Genomic DNA, 22734 nt, shown 5'->3' with positions numbered 1-22734 from the left:
GAGGGGCGCCGTCCACGACGGCGCCCTTCGTGCTGTCGGGCAGGGCCCGCCGGCCGCAGGACCTCGACCGGGCGCGCGCCGCGCGCCTCCCGCCAGCAGATCGGAGCACGGACGTGTCTGACGTCGTCTCGTCACCCCTCACCATCACCCTCGACGCCGAGGAGACCACGGTGACGACGGGCACGACGGGGACGGACCTGTTCGCCGCTCGTCGCGACGTCGTCGTGATCCGCGTCAACGGCGTCCTCAAGGACCTCGACACGCCGGTCGCCGACGGCGACGTGGTCGAGGGCGTGACCGTCGACTCGCCGGACGGGCTCGCGGTGCTGCGCCACTCGGCGGCGCACGTGCTCGCCCAGGCGGTCCAGCAGGTCAACCCGGACGCGAAGCTGGGCATCGGCCCGCCGATCACGGACGGCTTCTACTACGACTTCGACGTCGAGACGCCGTTCACGCCGGAGGACCTCAAGGCCCTCGACAAGGCGATGTCGCGGATCGTCAAGGAGGGCCAGACCTTCCGCCGCCGGGTCGTGACCGAGGACGAGGCGCGGGCAGAGCTCGCGCACGAGCCGTACAAGCTGGAGCTCATCGGGCTCAAGGGCTCCGGCACCGCGGACGACACCGAGGGCGCGAGCGTCGAGGTCGGTGGCGGCGAGCTGACGATCTACGACAACGTGCGCGGCGCCGGGCGAGAGAGCGAGACGGTGGTCTGGAAGGACCTGTGCCGCGGCCCGCACCTGCCGAGCACGCGCCTGATCGGCAACGGCTACCAGCTCATGCGCTCGGCCGCGGCCTACTGGCGCGGCAGCGAGAAGAACCCGCAGCTCCAGCGCATCTACGGCACGGCGTGGCCGACGAAGGACGAGCTCAAGGCGTACCTCGAGCGGCTCGCGGAGGCGGAGCGGCGCGACCACCGCCGGCTCGGCAACGAGCTCGACCTGTTCTCCTTCCCGGAGGAGATCGGCTCGGGCCTGCCGGTGTTCCACCCCAACGGCGCGACGATCCGCATGGAGATGGAGGAGTACTCGCGCAAGCGGCACGTCGAGGCCGGCTACTCGTTCGTCAGCACGCCGCACATCACCAAGGCGAACCTGTTCCAGACGTCGCGCCACCTCGACTGGTACGCGGACGGGATGTACCCGCCGATGCACCTCGACGAGGAGCTGGACGACGAGGGCAACGTCAAGCGCGCCGGCCAGGACTACTACCTCAAGCCCATGAACTGCCCGATGCACAACCTCGTGTACCGCTCGCGCGGGCGGTCGTACCGCGAGCTGCCGCTGCGCCTGTTCGAGTTCGGCACGGTGTACCGCTACGAGAAGTCGGGCGTCGTGCACGGCCTCACGCGGGCCCGCGGCTTCACGCAGGACGACGCGCACATCTACACGACGCGCGAGCAGATGCGCGACGAGCTGAGCTCGCTCCTGTCGTTCGTGCTCGACCTGCTGCGCGACTACGGGCTCGACGACTTCTACCTGGAGCTGTCGACGCGCGACCCGGAGAAGTCGGTGGGCGACGACGCGACGTGGGAGGAGGCGACCGAGGTCCTGCGCCAGGTCGCCACGGAGTCGGGCCTCGAGCTCGTCGCGGACCCGGGCGGTGCGGCGTTCTACGGCCCGAAGATCTCGGTCCAGGCGAAGGACGCGATCGGCCGCACGTGGCAGCTCTCGACGATCCAGCTCGACTTCTTCGAGCCGGAGCTGTTCGAGCTCGAGTACACGGCGTCCGACGGCACGCGCCAGCGCCCGGTCATGATCCACCGCGCGCTGTTCGGCTCGATCGAGCGGTTCTTCGGCATCCTCGTCGAGCACTACGCGGGCGCGTTCCCGGCGTGGCTCGCGCCCGTCCAGGTCGTCGCCGTCCCGGTCGCGGAGCCGTTCAACGACTACGTGGCCGACGTCGTCGCGCAGCTCCGGGCCCAGGGGATCCGCGCGGAGGTCGACTACTCCGACGACCGCTTCGGCAAGAAGATCCGTAACGCGAGCACGCGCAAGGTGCCGTTCGTCCTCATCGCGGGCGGCGAGGACGCCGAGGCGGGCGCCGTGTCGTTCCGCTACCGCGACGGCCGGCAGGACAACGGCGTGCCCGTCGCCGAGGCAGTTGAGCGCATCGTCGCCGCCGTCCGCGACCGCGTCCAGGTCTGACGGCGCGTGAGCGACGAGCGCACGGGGGCGCCCGGCGCGGCCGAGAAGGCCGCGCCGGGCGCCGTCCCCGACCCCGGCACAGGCGCGACGGTCGAGACGCCGGACGCCCACCCGCGGTTCGACGACGGCCTGGACCGGCTCTGGACGCCGCACCGCATGGTGTACATCGGCGGGCAGGACAAGCCGGCGGACGACTCCCGCGGGCAGTGCCCGTTCTGCCGCATCCCGGACCGCTCCGACGCGGACGGGCTGATCGTCGCGCGCGGCGAGACCGCGTACGTCGTGCTCAACCTCTACCCGTACAACCCTGGCCACCTCATGGTCGTGCCCTACCGCCACGTGTCGGACTACACGGACCTCACCGAGGCGGAGACGGTCGAGGTCGCGCACCTCACGCAGACCGCGATGCGCGTCGTGCGCGAGGTGTCGGGACCGGACGGGTTCAACCTGGGCATGAACCAGGGCGCCGTCGCCGGGGCCGGCATCGCCGCGCACCTGCACCAGCACGTGGTGCCGCGCTGGGCGGGCGACGCCAACTTCCTGCCGATCGTCGCGCAGACCAAGGCCGTGCCCGAGCTCCTCGGCGACACGCGGGCGCGTCTCGCCGCCGCCTGGCCGGACCTCGCGGGGCCGGGTGGAGCGGGTCGCCCCGCGGACGGAGAGGGTGCCTGATGTTCGGACGCCTGCGCGCGCTCACGACCCGTCTGTTCACGCCGCTCGCCGCGCTCCTGCTCCGCCTGGGCGTGAGCCCGGACGCGGTGACGGTCGCCGGGACCCTCGGCGTCGTCGTCGGCGCCCTCTGGCTCTTCCCGACCGGACACCTCTTCGCCGGGGTGATGGTCGTCATGGTCTGCGCCTTCGCCGACGTGCTCGACGGCGTCATGGCGCGCCGCGCGGGCCGGTCCGGCCCGTGGGGCGCGTTCCTCGACTCGACGCTCGACCGGCTCGCGGACGCGGCCGTGTTCGTCGGCCTCACCCTGTGGTTCGTCCGGGCGGACGACCCGCGCCTGACCCCCGACCTCGCCGCCTGGGGGACCGGCGTCGCGCTCGCGTGCCTCGCGCTCGGCGCGGTCGTGCCCTACGCCCGCGCCCGGGCCGAGAGCGTCGGCATGACGGCGCAGGTCGGGATCGCGGAGCGTGCCGACCGGCTCGTCGCCGCACTCGTCGCCGCCGGCATCGTGGGCCTGGGCGTCCCGCCCGTCGTGCTCGTCGTCGTCCTCGGGCTGCTCGCGCTCGCGAGCGCGGTCACCGTCGTGCAGCGGGTCGCCACCGTGCGCCGCCAGGCCCTCGCGCTGGTGGCCGCACGCCCCGAGGAGAAGGAGGACGGTCGCTGATGGCCCTCGACGCCGGCAAGGCGTTCACGTTCGCCTGGCGCAACGCGCGCAAGGTCCCCGAACCGGTCCTGCGCGGGCTGTTCACCGCGATCGCCGACGTGACGTGGCTCCTGCGCGGCGGGGGAGTGCGCCAGCTCGAGCGCAACCTCGCGCGCGTGCGCCCCGAGCTCGCGCCGCGGGCCCTGCGCCGGCTCTCGCGCGCCGGGATGCGCTCGTACATGCGCTACTACCGCGAGGCGTTCACGCTGCCCGCCTGGGGCCCCGAGCTCGTCCGGGCCCGGGTGCGGGTGGTCGGGCTCGACAACCTCGCGCCGCACCTCGACGGCGACCGGAGCCCGGTGCTCGCGCTGTCCCACCAGGGCAACTGGGACCTGGCGGGTGCGTACGCGACGCCGAACATCGCGCCCGTGCTCACGGTCGCGGAGCGGCTCGAGCCGGAGGAGCTGTTCGAGGAGTTCCTCGCGTTCCGGAACTCGATCGGCCTCGAGATCCTCGCCCTCGGCGACGGCGACGTCTTCCGCGACCTCGTCCGCGGGGCGAGCAGGCCGGGACGGATCATCCCGCTGCTCGCGGACCGCGACCTCACCCACCGTGGCGTCGAGGTCGACCTGTTCGGCCACCGCGCGCGCGTCGCCGCCGGCCCCGCGGCGCTCGCCGTGACGACCGGCACGCCGCTCGTCCCCGCGGGCATCTACTACGAGCGCCTCCACGGTGCGCGCCGACGCGCCGCGCGGTCGCCCTGGGGCCTCGTCATCCGCTTCTTCCCGCGGGTCGAGGTCGCGCAGGACGTCCCCCGCGCCGAGCGGGTGGCCGCCGCGACCCAGGGCTGGGTCGACGCGCTGAGCGTCGCGATCCGCGAGCACCCCGAGGACTGGCACATGCTCCAGAAGGTGTTCGTCGACGACCTCGACCCCGAGCGGTACGCCCGGACCCGGGTCGCGGCGGGCGAGCAGGACGCGGAGCGCGCCGCATGAGCCTGCGCGTGGGGATCGTGTGCCCCTACTCCTTCGACGCGCCCGGCGGGGTCCAGTTCCACGTCCGCGACCTCGCCGAGGCTCTCATGGCCCAGGGTCACGAGGTCTCCGTCCTCGCTCCCGCCGACGACGACACCCCGGTCCCCGAGTACGTGACGCCCGCCGGAGGCGCGGTCCCGGTCCGGTACAACGGCTCGGTCGCGCGCGTGACGTTCGGGCCGCGCACCGCCGGCCGGGTCCGCCGCTGGCTCGAGGCGGGCCGCTTCGACGTGCTCCACATCCACGAGCCGGTGAACCCCTCGCTGAGCATGGTCGCGCTGTGGATCGCGCAGGGCCCGATCGTCGGGACGTTCCACACCTCCATCGTGCGCTCGCGCGCCCTCCAGGTCGCCTACCCGCTCGTCCGGCAGAGCCTGGAGAAGATCGACGCCCGCATCGCGGTCTCGGAGGACGCGCGCCGCACGCTCGTCGACCACCTCGGCGGGGACGCCGTCGTCATCCCCAACGGGGTGTACGTCGACACGTTCGCGTCCGCGACCGCGAACCCCGCGTGGCAGGGGACGCCCGACGCGCCCACCATCGGGTTCCTCGGACGCCTCGACGAGCCGCGCAAGGGCCTGCCCGTGCTCGCGGCGGCGATCCCGGCGATCCTCGAGAAGGTCCCGGGCGCACGCTTCCTCGTCGCCGGTCGCGGGGACGACGGCCGTGAGGCCGCGATCGAGGCGCTGGGGGCGCACGCCGCGTCCGTCGAGTTCCTCGGCGGCGTGAGCGACGAGGACAAGGCGAGCATGCTCGCGTCCGTCGACCTGTACATCGCGCCGCAGACCGGCGGGGAGAGCTTCGGCATCGTGCTCGTCGAGGCGATGAGCGCCGGCGCGTGCGTCGTCGCGAGCGACCTCGGCGCGTTCCGCCGCGTGCTCGACGACGGCGCCGCGGGCGCGCTGTTCGCGGTGGGCGACCGGGACGCGCTCGCCGCCGCGGTGCTCGACGTGCTCGCCGACCCGCCGCGGCGCGACGCCTACCGCGCCCGGGCGAGCGAGTTCGTCCGGCGCTTCGACTGGTCCGCCGTGACCGCGCAGGTGCTCGCCGTCTACGAGACGGTGCTCGCGGCGTCCGAGGCGGTCATCCCGGTCCACGAGGACCCGCGTTCGCGCCGGGGCGGTCGCCTCCTGGGCCGGGCGCGCGACGACGAGGGGGCTCGCCCGTGACCTGGTCCGAGATCACCGTCCTCGTCCTCGTGGTCGCCGCGCTCGTGGCGTGGGTCCTGTGGGTCGCCGCGTCTCGGCTCGACCGGCTCCACCGCAAGGTGATGGCCTCGCGTCTGGCGCTCGACGCGCAGCTCGTGCGGCGTGCCTCGGCCGCCGTCGACCTGGCGGCCTCCGGCGAGCTCGACCCGGCCAGCTCGATGCTCGTCGCCGAGGCCGCGCACGCCGTCCTGGACGACGACGACGACACGCGCCGGCTCGCGGACCAGGTGCCCGGCCTGGCGGGCGGCGAGGGACCCCGGCCCCGACGCCTCCTCGGCGGCATGGCCGAGTCCCGCGCCCTCGCCGAGAGCGACCTCACGGCCACGCTGCGCTCGGCCCTCGAGGACGCCGACGACGTCGCCGAGCTCCGGTCGGGTCCCGTCGGCGACGAGCTCCTCGGCACGCTCTCCGCGGCCTGGTACCGCGCGCAGCTCGCGCGGCGATTCCACAACGAGGCCGTCGCGCAGGCCGAGCGGGTGCGGCGCAAGTGGTGGGTGCGCCTGTTCCACCTCGCCGGGCACGCCCCCATGCCGGCGACCGTCGAGCTCGACGACGCCGCACCCGACGCCCTCGTGCGCCCGGCCGCGTCCGCCACGACGCCGGACTGACCCCGTGCCGGCGGGTGTCAGCGCGCTCCGCGCGAGCCCCGGCGGCCCGGTCGGGTGGACGCCCCGGCGATAGGATGGGAGCGCGTGGGAGCATGTGCCGTCGAGCCTGTTCGACGGCGTCCGCGCGCGTGCGCGCGACGTTCCCCTGACCTGAAGGTGTGAGGTACCGGTGACCAACGTGGCCGACCAGAACGTCCCTGCCGAGAGCGCCCCGGGCGCCGCGACCGCGGAGGGCGCCGGCGCCGTCGGCACCGCCAAGGTCAAGCGCGGGATGGCCGAGATGCTCAAGGGCGGCGTCATCATGGACGTCGTCACGCCCGAGCAGGCGAAGATCGCCGAGGACGCCGGCGCGGTCGCGGTCATGGCCCTCGAGCGCGTCCCCGCGGACATCCGTGCGCAGGGCGGGGTCTCGCGCATGTCCGACCCCGACATGATCGACGGCATCATCGAGGCCGTCTCGATCCCGGTCATGGCGAAGGCCCGCATCGGCCACTTCGTCGAGGCGCAGGTTCTCCAGTCGCTCGGCGTGGACTACGTCGACGAGTCCGAGGTGCTCACGCCCGCCGACTACACCCACCACATCGACAAGTGGCAGTTCACGGTCCCCTTCGTGTGCGGGGCGACGAACCTCGGCGAGGCGCTGCGCCGCATCGCCGAGGGCGCGGCGATGATCCGCTCGAAGGGCGAGGCGGGCACCGGCGACGTCTCCAACGCGACGACGCACATGCGCACCATCCGCGCCGAGATCCGCCGCCTCGCCTCGCTCCCCGAGGACGAGCTGTTCGTCGCGGCGAAGGAGCTCCAGGCGCCGTACGACCTCGTCCAGGAGGTCGCCGCCACGGGCAAGCTGCCCGTCGTCATGTTCACCGCGGGCGGCATCGCGACGCCGGCGGACGCCGCGATGATGATGCAGCTCGGCGCCGAGGGTGTCTTCGTCGGCTCCGGCATCTTCAAGTCCGGCAACCCGGAGCAGCGTGCCGCCGCGATCGTCAAGGCGACGACGTTCTACGACGACCCGGACGTCGTCGCGAAGGTCTCGCGCGGTCTGGGCGAGGCGATGGTCGGCCTCAACGTCGACGAGCCGGCGCGGTCGATCCAGTTCGCCGAGCGCGGCTGGTGACGGAGCGCGCCACGGGCCTGCCGTCCGTCGCCGTGCCGGCGACGGACGGCTGACGCGCGCACATGGCCGAGGCCGCCGGAGCGCCGTCGTCCCTGGGACCCGACTGGGTTCTCGGGGACGACGGGCTCTACTTCCGTCGGGGCGCCCGCGTCCTGCTCCTCGACGACGCCGACCGGATCCTCCTGGCCCGCGGGCACGACGTCGACCAGCCCGAGCGCTCGTGGTGGTTCACCATCGGCGGGGGCGTCGACCCCGGTGAGAGCGACCGCGACGCGGCGCTGCGCGAGGTCCACGAGGAGACCGGGATCCGGCTCGACCCGGACGCGCTCGTGGGTCCGGTCTACACGCGCAGCGCGATCTTCGACTTCTACCGCCGGCACTGCCGCCAGGACGAGGTGCTCTTCCTCGCGCGCACGGACGGCACCACCGCCCGCGGCGAGCTGAGCCGGGACGGGTGGACCGCCGTCGAGCACGACGTCGTCGACGAGATGCGCTGGTGGTCGCTCGACGACCTGCGCGGCGTCGAGATCGAGGTGTTCCCCGAGGGCCTGGCCGACCTCGTCGCGCCGCTGCTGGGCGGGTGGGACGGCGTCACGCACCACCTCGGGACGGCTCGCGAGGACTGAGGTCCGGGCTGACGCGGCAGTCCCGCCGCGGCGCGCGAGTGCCTGCCCGGTGCTACGGACGACGGGCGACGACCCGCCACACGATCCCGCCGACGAGGAGCCCCAGACCGAGGACCGCCCCGCCGATCGCCACGAACCACAGCAGGATCGTGCCGCCGACCGTCGCGAAGAACTCGCCGAACTGCCAGCCCTCGGTGACGACGAACGTCGCCCCGGGGGACGCGTCGCCCTGGGCGACGGCCACGGTGCACGTCTGGGCCGACGGCGAGGTCACCTCGGCGACGGTCGTCGCCTCGTGCGAGCCGAAGCCGGAGCTCCCGGAGACGGAGGGGTGCCGCACGTCGAGGTCGCCGTCGGGGCAGGTCACGGTGACGTCGTCGGCGTCGAACCCCTCGGCGCCGATCGGCACGACCGCCCACACGCTGAACGGTCGACCGCCCGAGAGCGCGACGTCCGCCTCGCCCGGGACGTCGCCGGAGGCGAGCGCGGCCGAGCCGGGGGCGCCCGTGCTGTCGACGACGCCCGTCGGCAGCGCCCGCAGGAAGGTCGTGGCGCCCAGGACGCCGGCGACGAGCGCGACCGCCAGCAGGACCGCGCCGACCACGATCAGGACCGTCGCGCCGCGCGTGCTCCGCGGCGGACGGGGCGGGAGACCGGGGTACGGGACCGAAGGACCGGGATACCCGGACGGCGGCTGGGCAGGATACGGCGGTGTCGGTCCGGGGCCGGGCGGAGTGGTCACGACGGCGAGGCTAGCAACCGGTGTGGCGGGGTGCGGGCGGCGACGGACGTATCATTCCCGTTCGTGACGACCACGATCGGAGTCCTGGCGCTGCAGGGCGATGTGCGCGAGCACCGCGCCGCGCTCGAGGCCGCCGGCGCGCGCACGGTCGGCGTGCGGCGCCCCGAGGAGCTCGCCGCGGTCGACGGGCTCGTGCTCCCCGGGGGCGAGTCGACCACCATCGAGAAGCTCCTGCGGATCTTCGAGCTCGACGAGCCGCTGCGCGCACGCATCGCCGAGGGCCTGCCGGTCTACGGCTCGTGCGCCGGCATGATCCTGCTCGCGGACCGCATCCTCGGCGGCACGGCCGACCAGCGGACCATCGGCGGGCTCGACGTGACGGTCCGGCGCAACGCCTTTGGCCGGCAGGTCGACTCGTTCGAGACCGACCTCGCGTTCGCCGGCATCGCCCCCCAGGACGGCGGTCGCGCCGGGGCCGAGGGGGCGGGCACCGTGCACGCGGTGTTCATCCGCGCGCCGTGGGTCGAGGAGGTCGGCCCGGGCGTCGACGTGCTCGCGCGCATCCCCGATCACGAGGCGCCCGGCATCCCCGCGGCCGCCGCCGGTAGGATCGTCGCAGTCCAGCAGGGATCGCTGCTCGCCACCTCGTTCCACCCGGAGATCTCCGGGGACGCGCGCGTGCACGAGCTGTTCGTCAGAATTTCGAAGGGGTAGGAACGCATGTCAGGGCACTCCAAGTGGGCCACGACCAAGCACAAGAAGGCGGCCATCGACGCCAAGCGCGGCAAGCTCTTCGCGAAGCTCATCAAGAACATCGAGGTCGCGGCGCGCACCGGCGGCGGTGACCCCGCGGGCAACCCGACGCTGTTCGACGCCATCCAGAAGGCGAAGAAGTCGTCGGTCCCCAACGACAACATCGACCGCGCCGTCAAGCGCGGGTCCGGCACGGGCGCCGACGCCGTCGACTACCAGACGATCATGTACGAGGGCTACGGCCCCAACGGCATCGCCGTCCTGGTCGAGTGCCTCACCGACAACAAGAACCGGGCGGCCTCCGAGGTCCGCCTCGCGTTCAGCCGCAACGGCGGCAACCTCGCCGACCCGGGCTCCGTGTCCTACCTCTTCTCGCGCAAGGGCCTCGTCGTCGTGCCGAAGGCGGACGGCGTGACCGAGGACGACGTCATGCTCGCCGCGCTCGAGGCGGGCGCCGAGGAGGTCACCGACTCCGGCGAGGTCATCGAGGTCCTGTGCGAGGCGAGCGACCTCGTCGCCGTGCGCACGGCGATCCAGGAGGCGGGGCTCGAGTACGACTCCGCCGACTCGATCTGGCACCCGTCCATGGAGGTCGAGGTCGACGCCGACGGCGCGCGCAAGATCCTGCGCCTCATCGACGCGCTCGAGGACAGCGACGACGTGCAGAACGTCTACGCGAACTTCGACGCGTCGGACGAGGTCATGGCGGAGCTCGAGAACGACGACTGACCGCTGGGTTCGCCCGAGGTGAGGTCTGGTCGCCCTGGGTGCGGGGTGGGTGGGACGCGCGCGGTCTACCATCCGCCGCTCGTCCCTCGCGGCTCCCGCCAGGCCCGCCACGACCGCGCGCGTCCCACCCACCCCGCCGGTGTCGGCTCACCTCGGTGCGTGCCCGCGAGGCGCCGAGGTTCCGTCGTCGGCTCGTGGGAGGCTAGCGGGGTGCGCGTTCTCGGTGTGGATCCTGGGCTGACCCGGTGCGGCGTCGGGGTGGTGGACTCCGCGCGGGGGCGGCGGGCCGAGCTCGTGGCCGTCGGCGTGATCCGGACGGACCCGGACCTCAGCGTGGACCTGCGGCTGCTGCGGATCGCGGAGCGGCTCGACGCGTGGTTCGACGAGCACGTTCCGGACGTCGTCGCGGTCGAGCGCGTGTTCGCCCAGCACAACGTCGGGACCGTGATGGGCACGGCCCAGGCCGCGGGTCTCGCGATGGTCGGCGCGGCAAAGCGGGGCGTCCCCGTCGCGCTGCACACGCCGTCCGAGGTCAAGGCTGCGGTCACGGGGAGCGGGCGCGCGGGCAAGGAGCAGGTCCAGCGCATGGTCGCGAGCATCCTGGGGCTCGCGGAGCCGCCGAGGCCCGCGGACGCCGCCGACGCGCTCGCGCTCGCGATCTGCCACCTGTGGCGACCCTCGGGCGCGCTCCAGGGCGGCGAGCGGCACGAGCTGACGCCGGCGCAGCGTGCCTGGGCCGCGGCCGAGCACGCGGCGAAGGCCCGGCGGGCACCGCGCTGACGGCGCCCGTGTCGGTCGGCCGGGGCGTGGGCGCACCTTGCTAGAGTGACCGCGGTCGTACGGGTGTTCGACACACCTTCTCGGCGCCGTCCGCGGTCGTCGCGCCGGCGGACCATCGGACCAGGTCGGCGGAGCCGACCGGGAGAGGAGCCTGGGTGATCGCGTCGCTGAGCGGAGTCGTGGCGAGCGTCCAGCTCGACCGCGCCGTGCTCGAGGTCGGGGGAGTGGGCTACCTCGTGCACGCCACGCCGGCGACCCTCGCGGGCCTGCGCGTGGGCGAGGACGCTCGGCTCGCGACGAGCCTCGTGGTCCGCGAGGACTCCTTCACCCTCTACGGGTTCGCCGACGACGACGAGCGGACCGTCTTCGAGACCGTCCAGACCGTCAGCGGCGTCGGGCCGCGGCTCGCGCTCGCGATGCTCGCGGTGCACACGCCCGACGCCCTGCGACGCGCCGTGGGAGGTGGCGACATCGCCGCCCTGGTGCGTGTCCCCGGCATCGGCACCAAGGGCGCGCAGCGGATCGCGCTCGAGCTGGGCGACAAGCTCGGGCCGCCCACCGGGGCCGACGCCCCCGGGGCGGGCGCGCCGGCCACCGGGACCGGCCCGCGCCCGGTCGACGACCGTCGGGACCAGGTGGTCGAGGCGCTCGTCGGGCTCGGCTGGAACCTCAAGGCCGCGGACGACGCCGTCTCCACCGTCCTCGCCGAGGCCGGTGTCGACGTCGTCGAGGCGCCCGACGTGGCCGGCGCGCTGCGTGCCGCGCTGCGCGTCCTCGGCGGACCGAGGGGCTGACCGTGGCGAACTTCGACCAGGTGGGCGTGGACGGCTTCGGCGGGGACGGCACGTTCTCGTCCGAGCGGATCGTCGCGGCGGGAGCGGACGACCTCGAGCGCGCCGCCGAGGCGGCGCTGCGCCCCCGCAGGCTCGAGGAGTTCGTCGGGCAGGCCGTCGTGCGCGACCAGCTCTCGCTCGTGCTCCAGGCCGCGCTCGCCCGCGGGAGCTCGCCGGACCACGTGCTGCTGTCCGGGCCACCCGGGCTCGGGAAGACGACGCTCGCCATGATCATCGCGGCGGAGCTCGGGACGTCGCTGCGCGTCACGTCCGGGCCGGCGATCCAGCACGCCGGGGACCTCGCGGCCGTCCTGTCCTCGCTCGAGGAGGGCGAGGTGCTCTTCATCGACGAGATCCACCGCCTCGCGCGGCCCGCGGAGGAGCTCCTCTACATGGCGATGGAGGACTTCCGGGTCGACGTCGTCGTGGGCAAGGGCGCGGGCGCGAGCGCGATCCCGCTCTCGCTGCCGCCCTTCACCGCCGTCGGTGCCACGACGCGCGCGGGCCTGCTGCCGGCGCCGCTGCGCGACCGGTTCGGGTTCACCGGGCACCTCGACTTCTACTCGAGCGAGGAGCTCGAGCGCGTGCTCTCCCGGTCCGCCGGGCTGCTCGGCGTCGTGCTCGACCCGGACGCCGCGCGCGAGATCGCCGGTCGCTCGCGGGGCACGCCCCGCATCGCCAACCGCCTGCTGCGGCGCGTGCGCGACTGGGCGCAGGTCCGCGGCGACGGGAGCATGGACCTCGCGGCCGCGCGCGCAGCGCTCGAGGTCTACGAGGTGGACCCCATCGGCCTGGACCGCCTCGACCGGGCGGTCCTGACGGCCCTGTGCACGCGCTTCAACGGCGGCCCGGTCGGGCTGACGACGCTCGCCGTGACGGTCGGCGAGGAGGCGGAGACGGTCGAGACGGTCGCCGAGCCGTACCTGGTGCGCGAAGGTCTGATCGGACGGACTCCCCGGGGCCGGGTCGCGACGCCCGCCGCCTGGGCGCACCTGGGGCTCACGCCGCCGCGCGAGGGCGGCACCCTGTTCGACGCCTGACGGCGGTCCCGTCGGGAGCCCGGAGGCGAGCCCGTCCGCGCGTCCGGCGCGCGTCCCGTGACGACGGTCACAGGTGCGCCGAACGTGGTCCTAGAATGGGTGGGGCCCGAGCGGGCGGAACTCCCCGGCGGGACGGCTCGTTGGTGAACCGTGCGCGCACGCCTAGACTGCGCGCAGATCCCGCACAGAACAGGACACGAGACTCCGTCATGGATATCAGCTTCATCCTCATCCTCGCCCTCGCGGCGGGCGCGATGTTCCTCATGACCAGCCGCACCCGCAAGCAGCAGCGCGAGGCCCAGAACTTCCGGGCGAACCTCGCCCCCGGGCAGGAGGTGATGACGGGTTCCGGCATGTTCGGCACGATCGTCGACGTCGACGAGGACGCCGACGTCATCACGATCGAGTCGACGCCGGGCAACCAGTCCCGGTGGCTCCGGGCCGCCATCGCGAAGCTCGTCGACCCGCCGGTCGAGCCCGAGGAGGAGGAGTCGGCGTCCGACGAGGCGACCGACGGCGACGCGCTCTACGGCAGCGCGCCGTCCGGGTCCAAGGAGGACGTCGACGACCTCGTCGTCCCCGACGACCTGTCCGGCCTGACCGGCGGGCCCACGGACAAGGACCGTGACCGTCGCGACGAAGGCACCGAGAGCAAGTGACCGTGCGCCGGTCGCCCCGAGCGACCGGCGCCTGACCTGGTCGGCCTCCCGGCCGACCGCACGAGAAGAGACAGACAGTTGGCCAACTCCAGCACGCGCCGTTCCCGGCCCGTCCGGACGATCGTCCTGTTCCTGCTCCTGAGCGTCGTCCTATTCGGCGTGCTCTTCGCAGGGACCAAGACGGACGGCCGCTCGGCGGACAACCCGGGAGGCGCCTCCTTCGCCCCTGCGCTCGCGCTCGACCTCGAGGGCGGGACGCAGATCGTCCTGCAGCCCGTGACGGAGGACGCGTCCGCAGTCACCCCCGAGACGATCAACCAGGCGATCAACGTCATCCGCCAGCGCATCGACGCGCAGGGCGTCTCCGAGACGGAGATCACGAGCCAGGGGCGCGACAAGATCGTCGTCGGCATCCCGGGCCAGCCGACCCAGGAGACGATCGACCTCGTCAGCGCCTCGGCGCAGATGCGGTTCCGGCCGGTCCTCGCGGTCGGCATGCCGACCGCGACGCCCGCCGAGGACGCGACGGGCGACGAGGCAGCGACGGAGGAGAGCGCGGACCCCGCGACCGAGTCCGCGGACCCCGCGACCGACGAGGCGACGGACCCCGCGGCGGACGAGGCCACGGACCCGGCTGCTGACGAGGCCACCGATCCCGCGGCGGACGAGGCGACGGACGCCCCCGCCGACGACGCGACGACCGGGACCGACACGGAGGCGACCCGCCCGGAGAACCCCAGCGACCTGGCGCAGATCACGCCGGAGCTGCAGGCGGAGTTCGACGCGCTCGACTGCACCCTGCCGGAGAACCAGGTCGGCGGCGACAGCGGCCCGACCGACTCCGCGTTCGTCTCGTGCGCCGACGACGGCTCGGCCAAGTACATCCTCGGCCCAGTCGAGATCGAGGGCACCGACATCTCGAACGCGAACTCCGGCCTGCGCGTCGGGCAGAACGGCGTCGTCACGAACGAGTGGGTCGTCAACCTCGAGTTCGACTCCGAGGGCACCAAGGAGTTCCGCGAGGTCACCACGCGCCTCACGTCGCTGCCGGCCCCGCAGAACCAGTTCGCGATGGTCCTCGACGGGCTCGTCATCTCCGCCCCGGTCTCCCAGGCCGTCATCCCCGACGGCAAGGCGGAGATCTCCGGCAGCTTCACGCGCGACTCGGCCGCGACGCTCGCCAACCAGCTCAACTTCGGCGCCCTCCCGCTGACGTTCGAGGTGCAGAGCCAGGAGCAGATCTCGGCGACGCTCGGCAGCGAGCAGCTCCAGAAGGGCCTCATCGCCGGAGTCATCGGTCTGCTGCTGGTGTTCATCTACTCGCTCTTCCAGTACCGGATGCTCGGGTTCCTCACCATCGCGTCGCTCATCGTGGCGGGCGTGGTCACCTACCTGACCATCGCGCTCATGTCATGGGGGATCGGCTACCGGCTCTCCCTGGCGGGCGTCGCGGGCCTCATCGTCGCGATCGGCTTCACCGCGGACTCGTTCATCGTGTACTTCGAACGTATCCGCGACGAGCTGCGCGACGGGCGCACGCTCCAGCAGGCGGTCTCCAAGGGCTGGGGGCGTGCCCGCCGCACGATCCTCGCCGCGAAGGCCGTCAACCTCATCTCCGCGATCGTGCTCTACTTCCTCGCGGTGGGTGGCGTCCAGGGCTTCGCCGTCACGCTCGGTCTCACGACGATCATCGACGTCGCCGTCGTCTTCTGGTTCACGCACCCGGTGATGGAGCTCGTCGCGCGCGTCCCGTTCTTCCGGGACGGGCACAAGTGGTCGGGCCTCTCGCCGGACCGGCTCCAGACCCGCGGACCGCGCTACGTGGGCGCGGGGAAGGTGGTCGGGCCGGGTCAGCCCGCCGACCGTCGCACCCCCACGGCCGCGCAGGAGCCCACCGGTGCGAAGGGCGAGGACGAGCTCGTCCTCGCCGGCTCCGCCCCGCGGACGCCGGCGCGCACCGAGGACGGACGACGACTGACGATCGCCGAGCGGCGCGCGGCCGAGCGTCGCGCGGCCGCCCAGGAACCGGCACCCGGTGGAACGGACGGGCCGGCGGACGCCGCGCCGTCCGCCATCGACGGTGAGAACGAGGAGAACCGCTGATGGCCGCCCGTAGCTTCGCGCAGTGGGGCAACGACCTCTACACGGGGCGCAAGTCCTACCCGATCGTCCAGCAGCGCAAGCGCTGGTTCATCGTCGTGGGCGTCCTTAGCCTGCTGTCCGTCATCGTGATCGCCGTCCAGGGGCTCAACCTGGGTCTCGACTTCCGCGGCGGCTCGGAGTTCACGGTCACGAGCATCACGGACAAGTCACAGGAGCCGGCCGTCGACGCCGTGCACTCGGTCGCGCCCGACGCCGAGCCGCGCGTGTCGAGCGTCGGCGAGAGCGCGCTGCGCGTCCAGACCGCCGAGCTCGCCGACGAGGACCAGGTCAACGCGGTGCGCCAGGCGCTGGCGGACGCGTACGGCGTCGACGTGAACGAGGTCGCGAGCGCGTTCGTCGGCCCGACCTGGGGCGCCGACGTGTCGTCGCGCGCGCTGTGGGGCGTCGTCGTGTTCATCGGCCTGGTCGCGGTCTTCATGGCGATCTACTTCCGCGCCTGGCGCATGTCGCTCGCCGCGATCATCGCGCTGCTCGCCGACCTGCTCATCTCGGCGGGCGTCTACGCCGCGGTGGGGTGGGAGGTCACGCCGTCGACCATCATCGGGTTCCTCACGATCCTGGGCTACTCGCTGTACGACAAGGTCGTGGTGTTCGACAAGGTCCGCGAGAACACGGCGGGCATCCTCGACCAGACCCGCAGCACCTACGCCGAGCGTGCCAACCTCGGTGTGAACCAGACGCTCGTCCGGTCGATCAACACCGGTGTGGTCGCGCTGCTCCCGGTCGCGGGCATCCTCTTCATCGGTGCCTTCGCCCTCGGTGCGGGAACGCTGCGGGACATCTCGCTCTCGCTCTTCGTCGGTATCGCCGTCGGCACCGCGTCGTCGATCTTCCTCGCGACGCCGCTCGAGGTCTGGCTCCGCACCCGGGAGCCGGCGATCGCCGCGCACACGCGCAAGGTCGAGGCCCTGCGTGCCGAGCGGCTCGCGGACGCGGGCGAGGAGTCGGACGACGACGCCGTGCTCGCCGCGGCGGGCGTGGCGGGTCACCGTCAGCTCCAGCCGGGCGAGCACCTGGGCAACAAGGCGCAGCCGCGTCGCCGTCGTCCCCGATGACGGACCTGCACCACACGCCGACCGGCGAGGTGGACGGCCTGCGGGCCGTCGGCCTCGCCGGTCTCGGCGCACAGCGGGCCTCCCGCGTGCTCGAGCTCGTCCGCGCCGTGCCCGACTACCCCGGGCCCGGCATCACGTTCCGCGACATCACCGGGCTCCTCGCCGACGGCGCCGCCTTCGGGCACGTCGTCGAGGCGCTCGGGGACGTGGCCCGCGCGGCGGGCGGCATCGACCTCGTCGCGGGCATGGAGGCGCGGGGCTTCCTGATCGGAGCCCCGCTCGCGACGCACCTGGGCGTCGGCTTCGTGCCGCTGCGCAAGGCCGGCAAGCTGCCGCCGCCGACGGACGCCGTGACCTACGACCTCGAGTACGGCACCGCGACGATCGAGCTCCGGTCGGGAACACTGCCGCCCGGTGCGCGTGTTCTGGTGGTGGACGACGTGCTCGCGACCGGGGGCACGGCGGCCGCAGGCGCCGAGCTCGTCGAGCGCGGGGGAGGCGTCGTCGTCGGCCTCGCGTTCCTCCTGGAGCTCGAGGGACTGGGTGGTCGGGAGCGGCTCGCGGGCCGCGACGTGACCACGCTGGTCCACGTCGAGTCGTAGGATTGCCACTCCGGTCGTCTCGGCTGGTCGCCGACACGGTGTCGGCGATCGCCGGCCTGCGGAAGGAGGCGCGCATGAGCGAGAACACCCGGACGTCGCGCGCCCCGGAGAAGGCGGGCGCGCAGTCCGCTCCCGGCGCGGGCGGTTCCGGCGGTCGCGGGGTGCGGTCGCGCCTCGTCCGCTTCGGTGCCCGACCGAACGCGGGCAGCCCCGCGCTCGAGCCCGTGCTCCAGGCCGTCCGCACCAACCACCCCCGGACCGACCTCACGGTCATCGAGCGCGCCTACGAGACCGCGGAGCGTGCGCACCGGGGTCAGCTGCGCAAGAGCGGCGACCCGTACATCACGCACCCGGTCGCCGTCGCGACGATCCTCGCCGAGCTCGGCTTCGACGGGTCGACGCTCGCCGCCGCGCTGCTGCACGACACGGTCGAGGACACCGACTACTCGCTCGCGCAGCTCACCGAGGAGTACGGCGAGGAGATCGCCATGCTCGTCGACGGCGTGACCAAGCTCGACAAGGTGACGTACGGGGACGCCGCGCAGGCCGAGACGGTGCGCAAGATGGTCGTCGCCATGGCGCGCGACATCCGCGTGCTCGTCATCAAGCTCGCCGACCGCCTGCACAACGCGCGCACCTGGAAGTACGTGTCGTCGTCGTCGGCGGGCCGCAAGGCGCGCGAGACGCTCGAGATCTACGCGCCGCTCGCGCACCGGCTCGGCATGAACACGATCAAGTGGGAGCTCGAGGACCTGTCCTTCCAGGCCCTGTACCCGAAGGTCTACGACGAGATCGTGCACCTCGTGGCGGAGCGGGCGCCGGCGCGCGAGGAGTACCTGGCCGTCGTACGGGAGCAGGTCACGGCGGACCTGCGCAGCGCGAAGATCAAGGCGACGGTCACCGGCCGGCCCAAGCACTACTACTCGATCTACCAGAAGATGATCGTGCGCGGGCACGACTTCGCGGAGATCTACGACCTCGTCGGTGCGCGCGTCCTCGTGGATAGCGTCCGGGACTGCTACGCGGCGCTCGGCGCGCTGCACGCGCGGTGGAACCCCGTGCCCGGGCGGTTCAAGGACTACATCGCGATGCCGAAGTTCAACATGTACCAGTCGCTGCACACGACGGTCATCGGCCCCGGCGGCAAGCCGGTCGAGATCCAGATCCGCACGCACGAGATGCACCGGCGCGCGGAGTACGGCGTCGCGGCGCACTGGAAGTACAAGGAGACCGCCAAGTCGGGCGGGAAGACCGCGAAGGACGACACCGCCGCGAACGACATGCGGTGGCTGCGCCAGCTCGTCGACTGGCAGCGCGAGACGGCGGACCCCGCGGAGTTCCTCGACTCGCTGCGGTTCGAGATCGGCGGCGCCGAGGTCTACGTCTTCACGCCCAAGGGCGACGTCATGGCGCTGCCCGCCGGCTCGACCCCGGTCGACTTCGCGTACGCGGTGCACACCGAGGTCGGGCACCGGACCATGGGCGCGCGCGTCAACGGGCGCCTCGTGCCGCTCGACTCGACGCTCGAGAACGGCGACTCGGTCGACGTCCTCACCTCGAAGTCGGAGAACGCGGGCCCGAGCCGGGACTGGCTCGCGTTCGTCAAGAGCCCCCGCGCGCGCAACAAGATCCGCCAGTGGTTCTCCAAGGAGCGCCGCGAGGAGGCCGTCGAGCACGGCAAGGACGCGATCGCCAAGGCGATGCGCAAGCAGAACCTGCCGATCCAGCGCCTGCTGTCGCACGAGTCGCTCGTCGCGCTCGCCAACGAGCTCCGCTTCGCCGACGTCACGGCGCTGTACGCCGCGATCGGCGAGGGGCAGGTGTCGGCGGCGAACGTCGTCTCCAAGCTGGTCCAGGCGATGGGCGGCGAGGAGGGCACGGTCGAGGACGTCGCGGAGACCGCGCGCCCCGGGCACACCGCGCGCCGCGTGCGGACCGGCGACCCGGGAGTCATGGTCAAGGGCGTCGACGACATCTGGGTCAAGCTCGCCAAGTGCTGCACCCCCGTCCCGGGCGACGAGATCATCGGGTTCATCACGCGCGGCCAGGGCGTGAGCGTGCACCGCGCGGACTGCGGGAACGTCGTCGGGCTGCGCAACCAGCCGGAGCGCATCGTGGACGTCTCGTGGACCACCGGCAGCAACGCGATGTTCCTGGTCCAGATCCAGGTCGAGGCGCTCGACCGGGCGCGCCTGCTCTCCGACGTCACGCGCGTCCTGTCCGACAACCACGTGAACATCCTCTCGGCCACCGTGTCGACCTCGAACGACCGCGTCGCGATGTCGCGCTTCGTCTTCGAGATGGCCGAGCCGGCGCACCTCGCGCAGGTGCTCAGCGCGGTCCGCAAGGTCGACGGCGTGTTCGACGTCTACCGCATCACCGGGACGAAGGCCGCCGAAGCGACGCAGCTCCCGGCCTGACCCGGAGCCGCCCGCCCATGCAGCGCGGCTTCCCGGAGCGGCGCCCCGGCCGCGTCGTCGTGCCGCGCCGCGCGCCCGGTGGCAGCATCGGCACATGGACCTGCCCGTGATGCCTCCCGTGCTGCCCATGCTCGCGAAGTCCGTGCCGGCGGTGCCCGAGCCCGACGCGGTCGAGGGCGGGTACGTGTACGAGCCGAAGTGGGACGGGTTCCGCGCGATCGTGTACCGCGACGGCGACGAGGTACGGCTCGACAGCCGCAACGCGCGACCGATGGAGCGCTACTTCCCGGAGGTCGTCGAGGCGGTGCGTGCGGCGCTCCCGGCGCGCTGCGTGGTCGACGGCGAGATCGTCGTCGCGCGCGGCGGTCGCCTCGAGTTCGAGGTCCTGCAGCAGCGCATCCACCCGGCGGCGTCCCGCGTGCGCCTCCTCGCCGAGCAGACGCCGGCCGCGCTCGTCGTCTTCGACGTGCTGGCGCTCGGCGACGACGACCTGACGGGTCAGCCGCTCGCGCGCCGCCACGAGGTGCTGGACTCCCTCGGCCTCGACGGCCCCGACGTGCACGCCACCCCGCGGACCCGCGACGTCGCGGTGGCGCGCGACTGGTTCGACACGTTCGAGGGGGCGGGCCTGGACGGCGTGGTCGCCAAGCCGCTCGACGGGACGTACCAGCCGAACAAGCGCGCGATGCTCAAGATCAAGCACGGGCGCGAGGCGGACGTCGTGCTCGCCGGGTACCGGCTGCACAAGACGTCGACGCCCGCGAAGCCGCTGCTCGGGTCGCTGCTGCTCGGGCTGCACGACGACGCCGGCCAGCTCCAGTTCGTGGGCGTCGCCGCGTCGTTCCCGGCGGCGCGCCGGGCGGCGCTCGTCGCCGAGCTCGCGCCGCTCGTCGTCGAGCCGGGCACGCCGGAAGCCGACGCGCACCCCTGGTCCGGCTGGGAGAACCCCGCGGGCGAGCGGATGCCCGGCGCGGTGTCGCGGTGGAGCTCCGGCAAGGACCTGTCGTTCACGCCGCTGCGCGTCGAGCGCGTCCTCGAGGTCGCGTACGACCACATGGAGGGCACACGGTTCCGGCACACGGCCCAGTTCCGGCGCTGGCGCGACGACCGCGACCCGTCGTCGTGCACGTACGACCAGCTCGAGGAGCCGGTCAGCTACGACCTCACCGACATCCTGCCAGGCGCTCCCGGCGTCGTCTGACGGGTGGGTCGTGCCGCGGCCGGGCGTCGGGACGCTCGGGGCTAGGCGCGGGGCCGGTCGCGATCCTTGCTCGGTTGGACGCGCTTGGGCTCGCCCGGCATCTTCGGGTACTCCGGGGGATAGGGGAGGTCGCCGAGCCCGTGCTCGGCCTCGTCCCTCCGGGACAGCTCGAGCGCTGCCTCGAGCGACGCCCCCGCGTCGTCCCGGTCGGCGCGCAGCGGCGTGAAGAGGTCGCCTACCTCGGCGAAGCGCGCGGGCATCGACAGCACGTCGAAGTCGTCCGGGTGGACGTCGCCGAGCTCCTCCCAGCGCAGCGGCGCCGAGACGGTCGCGCGCTGGTTGGAGCGGATCGAGTACGCCGAGGCGATGGTGCGGTCGCGCGCCATCTGGTTGTAGTCGACGAAGATCTTGGCGCCGCGCTCCTCCTTCCACCACTTGGTGGTGACCTGGTCGGCGAGGCGACGCTCGAGCTCGCGCCCGATCGCGATCGTCGCGCGCCGCGCGGCGACGAAGTCCCACTCGGGCGCGATCGGCACGAAGACGTGGATGCCGCGGCCGCCGGACGTCTTCGGGTAGCCGGGCAGGCCCAGCTCGTCGAGCAGCTCGCGCAGGTGCGGCGCGACGCGCACGGCGTCGTCGAAGTCGGTCCCGGGCTGGGGGTCGAGGTCGATGCGGAGCTGGTCCACGGCCTCGACGTCCTCGCCCCGCACGGGCCACGGGTGGAAGGTCAGGGTCCCCAGGTTCGCGGCCCAGGCGACGACGGCCAGCTCGGTCGGGCACACCTCGTCGGCGGTCCGCCCGCTCGGGAAGGCGATGCGGGCGGTGCGCACGTAGTCCGGCGCGCCCTTGGGGACGCGCTTCTGGTAGAACGCGTCGCCGGTGTTGTCGGTGCGCGTGCTCATCCGTGCACCCTCGAACACGCCCTTGGGCCAGCGTTCGAGCGTCGTCGGACGGTCGACCAGGGCGCCGAGGATCCCGTCCCCGACGCTGAGGAAGTACTGCACGACGTCGAGCTTGGTCACCCCGCGGGCAGGGAAGACGACGCGGTCCGGGCTCGTGACGCGCACGGTCCGGCCGCGGACGTCGAGCTCGACGGGAGGGGTCGTGGCTGCGGCCATGCCGACCAACCTAGACCGGGTCGTCCTCCCCGGCGAGCAGGAGCGCGAGGGTGCGCCGTGCCTGCGGCCGTCCGGCCCACCGGTGGCGCAGCTCGAGCGACCGGGTCGCGACCCGCGGCTCCAGCCCGCACACGTCGCGTAGCCGGCGGAGGGTCGTGAGCGCCTCGGCGGGCTCGCAGCGCGTGGCGACGTCCAGGGCGGTCCGCACGACCGACGTCACCAGGACGCCCGCGACCAGGGTGCGGTCGTCGCGCAGCACGTGGGACTGGCGCGGGGCCCGGCCCGTGAGCGGCGCGGGACGGTGCCGACCGGGCGGGTACACGACGTCGAGCACGCGCGGCGCGGTCGACCCGCACAGCACCCAGGCCGCGGCGCTCCCGGCGAGAACGGTCCCCGGCGGGACGAGGTCACGGACGGCGAGCGCGCGGAGGGTCGGCGTGTCCGGCACGAGCGCGGGTGCGGCGACGTCGCCCCAGAGGAGTCGGAGCGCACCGGACCGTACGAGGTCCTGGAAGGCCGCGTGCCCGCCGACGTCGGCGGGCACGAACAAGAGCCCCACATCGGTGCTGCGGGGGGCGAGGAGGCG

Annotated in this window: 22 protein-coding genes; 19 read left to right on the top strand and 3 right to left on the bottom strand. The window is 73.4% G+C overall.

Translation table 11 applies throughout. The features are described from left to right. Positions 1 to 113 precede the first annotated feature (113 nt). The 8 genes from thrS to ABWU78_RS11610 all read left to right on the top strand — a co-directional run bounded on the left by thrS (position 114) and on the right by ABWU78_RS11610 (position 8053). Positions 114 to 2144: a threonine--tRNA ligase gene (thrS, locus tag ABWU78_RS11645; RefSeq protein ID WP_439158452.1), complete on the top strand. Its 2031-nt coding sequence runs from the start codon at positions 114 to 116 to the stop codon at positions 2142 to 2144. Between the two features lie 6 nt (positions 2145 to 2150). Continuing rightward, on the top strand, positions 2151 to 2816 hold the full coding sequence (locus ABWU78_RS11640) for an HIT family protein (protein WP_439158451.1): 666 nt from the start codon (positions 2151 to 2153) through the stop codon (positions 2814 to 2816). Further along, a complete protein-coding gene (pgsA, locus tag ABWU78_RS11635; RefSeq protein WP_253049269.1) occupies positions 2816 to 3478 on the top strand; it encodes a phosphatidylinositol phosphate synthase in 663 nt (220 codons plus the stop codon). The genes ABWU78_RS11640 and pgsA overlap by 1 nt, the downstream gene beginning before the upstream one ends. Continuing rightward, a complete protein-coding gene (locus ABWU78_RS11630; protein WP_253049271.1) occupies positions 3478 to 4452 on the top strand; it encodes a phosphatidylinositol mannoside acyltransferase in 975 nt (324 codons plus the stop codon). The genes pgsA and ABWU78_RS11630 overlap by 1 nt, the downstream gene beginning before the upstream one ends. Positions 4453 to 4454: 2 nt before the next feature. After that, entirely contained in the window at positions 4455 to 5660 is a 1206-nt protein-coding gene (locus ABWU78_RS11625) for a glycosyltransferase family 4 protein (RefSeq protein ID WP_439158496.1), read from the top strand. Next, complete coding sequence (locus tag ABWU78_RS11620; RefSeq protein WP_253049272.1) at positions 5657 to 6307, top strand: hypothetical protein; 651 nt, start codon at positions 5657 to 5659, stop codon at positions 6305 to 6307. The genes ABWU78_RS11625 and ABWU78_RS11620 overlap by 4 nt, the downstream gene beginning before the upstream one ends. 178 nt (positions 6308 to 6485) lie before the next feature. Further along, positions 6486 to 7427, top strand: a complete 942-nt coding sequence (pdxS, locus tag ABWU78_RS11615) for a pyridoxal 5'-phosphate synthase lyase subunit PdxS (protein ID WP_308202263.1) — start codon at positions 6486 to 6488, stop codon at positions 7425 to 7427. Between the two features lie 62 nt (positions 7428 to 7489). Continuing rightward, positions 7490 to 8053 (top strand): NUDIX hydrolase, encoded by a 564-nt coding sequence (locus ABWU78_RS11610; RefSeq protein WP_439158450.1) that lies wholly within the window; start codon positions 7490 to 7492, stop codon positions 8051 to 8053. 52 nt (positions 8054 to 8105) lie between these two features. On the opposite strand, the gene ABWU78_RS11605 is transcribed toward ABWU78_RS11610, so the two are convergent. Next, positions 8106 to 8657 carry a hypothetical protein gene (locus ABWU78_RS11605; RefSeq protein WP_439158449.1) on the bottom strand — a complete coding sequence of 184 codons (552 nt, stop codon included), beginning with the start codon at positions 8655 to 8657 and terminating at the stop codon, positions 8106 to 8108. 201 nt (positions 8658 to 8858) lie between these two features. On the opposite strand from ABWU78_RS11605, the gene pdxT reads away from it, so the two are divergent. The 11 genes from pdxT to ABWU78_RS11550 all read left to right on the top strand — a co-directional run bounded on the left by pdxT (position 8859) and on the right by ABWU78_RS11550 (position 21030). After that, positions 8859 to 9509 (top strand): pyridoxal 5'-phosphate synthase glutaminase subunit PdxT, encoded by a 651-nt coding sequence (pdxT, locus tag ABWU78_RS11600; RefSeq protein WP_439158448.1) that lies wholly within the window; start codon positions 8859 to 8861, stop codon positions 9507 to 9509. 6 nt (positions 9510 to 9515) lie between these two features. Beyond that, entirely contained in the window at positions 9516 to 10277 is a 762-nt protein-coding gene (locus ABWU78_RS11595) for a YebC/PmpR family DNA-binding transcriptional regulator (RefSeq protein ID WP_141388083.1), read from the top strand. 210 nt (positions 10278 to 10487) lie between these two features. Further along, the gene (ruvC, locus tag ABWU78_RS11590; RefSeq protein ID WP_353709342.1) at positions 10488 to 11057 is read left to right on the top strand and encodes a crossover junction endodeoxyribonuclease RuvC; all 570 of its coding nucleotides are present in this window, start codon (positions 10488 to 10490) and stop codon (positions 11055 to 11057) included. A 155-nt stretch (positions 11058 to 11212) separates the two neighbouring features. Continuing rightward, entirely contained in the window at positions 11213 to 11851 is a 639-nt protein-coding gene (gene ruvA / locus ABWU78_RS11585) for a Holliday junction branch migration protein RuvA (RefSeq protein ID WP_353709341.1), read from the top strand. 26 nt (positions 11852 to 11877) lie between these two features. Beyond that, positions 11878 to 12930 (top strand): Holliday junction branch migration DNA helicase RuvB, encoded by a 1053-nt coding sequence (gene ruvB / locus ABWU78_RS11580; RefSeq protein ID WP_374614225.1) that lies wholly within the window; start codon positions 11878 to 11880, stop codon positions 12928 to 12930. 209 nt (positions 12931 to 13139) lie between these two features. Beyond that, on the top strand, positions 13140 to 13589 hold the full coding sequence (yajC, locus tag ABWU78_RS11575; protein ID WP_253049286.1) for a preprotein translocase subunit YajC: 450 nt from the start codon (positions 13140 to 13142) through the stop codon (positions 13587 to 13589). Between the two features lie 78 nt (positions 13590 to 13667). After that, on the top strand, positions 13668 to 15692 hold the full coding sequence (gene secD, locus ABWU78_RS11570; RefSeq protein WP_439158447.1) for a protein translocase subunit SecD: 2025 nt from the start codon (positions 13668 to 13670) through the stop codon (positions 15690 to 15692). Beyond that, positions 15692 to 16807 (top strand): protein translocase subunit SecF, encoded by a 1116-nt coding sequence (secF, locus tag ABWU78_RS11565; protein ID WP_253049290.1) that lies wholly within the window; start codon positions 15692 to 15694, stop codon positions 16805 to 16807. The genes secD and secF overlap by 1 nt, the downstream gene beginning before the upstream one ends. Next, positions 16804 to 17409 carry an adenine phosphoribosyltransferase gene (locus tag ABWU78_RS11560; protein WP_253049292.1) on the top strand — a complete coding sequence of 202 codons (606 nt, stop codon included), beginning with the start codon at positions 16804 to 16806 and terminating at the stop codon, positions 17407 to 17409. Before secF ends, ABWU78_RS11560 begins: the two co-directional genes overlap by 4 nt. Positions 17410 to 17483: 74 nt before the next feature. Further along, positions 17484 to 19829 (top strand): RelA/SpoT family protein, encoded by a 2346-nt coding sequence (locus ABWU78_RS11555; RefSeq protein WP_439158446.1) that lies wholly within the window; start codon positions 17484 to 17486, stop codon positions 19827 to 19829. Between the two features lie 94 nt (positions 19830 to 19923). After that, positions 19924 to 21030 carry an ATP-dependent DNA ligase gene (locus ABWU78_RS11550; RefSeq protein WP_439158445.1) on the top strand — a complete coding sequence of 369 codons (1107 nt, stop codon included), beginning with the start codon at positions 19924 to 19926 and terminating at the stop codon, positions 21028 to 21030. Between the two features lie 41 nt (positions 21031 to 21071). On the opposite strand, the gene ligD is transcribed toward ABWU78_RS11550, so the two are convergent. Further along, positions 21072 to 22148: a non-homologous end-joining DNA ligase gene (ligD, locus tag ABWU78_RS11545; protein WP_439158444.1), complete on the bottom strand. Its 1077-nt coding sequence runs from the start codon at positions 22146 to 22148 to the stop codon at positions 21072 to 21074. Positions 22149 to 22158: 10 nt separating this feature from the next. After that, a partial coding sequence (locus tag ABWU78_RS11540; RefSeq protein WP_439158443.1) for a hypothetical protein occupies positions 22159 to 22734 on the bottom strand: 576 nt, incomplete at its 5' end.

Origin of the sequence: Cellulosimicrobium sp. CpK407 (genome assembly GCF_051844275.1) — a bacterium.
GTDB classification, from domain to species: domain Bacteria; phylum Actinomycetota; class Actinomycetes; order Actinomycetales; family Cellulomonadaceae; genus Cellulosimicrobium; species Cellulosimicrobium cellulans_G.
Note: the sequence above shows the minus strand (reverse complement) of the source record. Positions and strands in the feature narration are given on the sequence as shown.

What these genes read in the sequence shown, in the direction of transcription:
- pgsA (WP_253049269.1), top strand. Translation starts at nt 2,816, where the DNA reads ATGTTCGGACGCCTGCGCGCGCTCACGACCCGTCTGTTCACGCCGCTC.
- ABWU78_RS11630 (WP_253049271.1), top strand. Translation starts at nt 3,478, where the DNA reads ATGGCCCTCGACGCCGGCAAGGCGTTCACGTTCGCCTGGCGCAACGCG.
- ABWU78_RS11610 (WP_439158450.1), top strand. Translation starts at nt 7,490, where the DNA reads ATGGCCGAGGCCGCCGGAGCGCCGTCGTCCCTGGGACCCGACTGGGTT.
- ABWU78_RS11595 (WP_141388083.1), top strand. Translation starts at nt 9,516, where the DNA reads ATGTCAGGGCACTCCAAGTGGGCCACGACCAAGCACAAGAAGGCGGCC.
- yajC (WP_253049286.1), top strand. Translation starts at nt 13,140, where the DNA reads ATGGATATCAGCTTCATCCTCATCCTCGCCCTCGCGGCGGGCGCGATG.
- secF (WP_253049290.1), top strand. Translation starts at nt 15,692, where the DNA reads ATGGCCGCCCGTAGCTTCGCGCAGTGGGGCAACGACCTCTACACGGGG.
- ABWU78_RS11560 (WP_253049292.1), top strand. Translation starts at nt 16,804, where the DNA reads ATGACGGACCTGCACCACACGCCGACCGGCGAGGTGGACGGCCTGCGG.
- ABWU78_RS11555 (WP_439158446.1), top strand. Translation starts at nt 17,484, where the DNA reads ATGAGCGAGAACACCCGGACGTCGCGCGCCCCGGAGAAGGCGGGCGCG.
- ABWU78_RS11550 (WP_439158445.1), top strand. Translation starts at nt 19,924, where the DNA reads ATGGACCTGCCCGTGATGCCTCCCGTGCTGCCCATGCTCGCGAAGTCC.
- ligD (WP_439158444.1), bottom strand. Translation starts at nt 22,148, where the DNA reads ATGGCCGCAGCCACGACCCCTCCCGTCGAGCTCGACGTCCGCGGCCGG.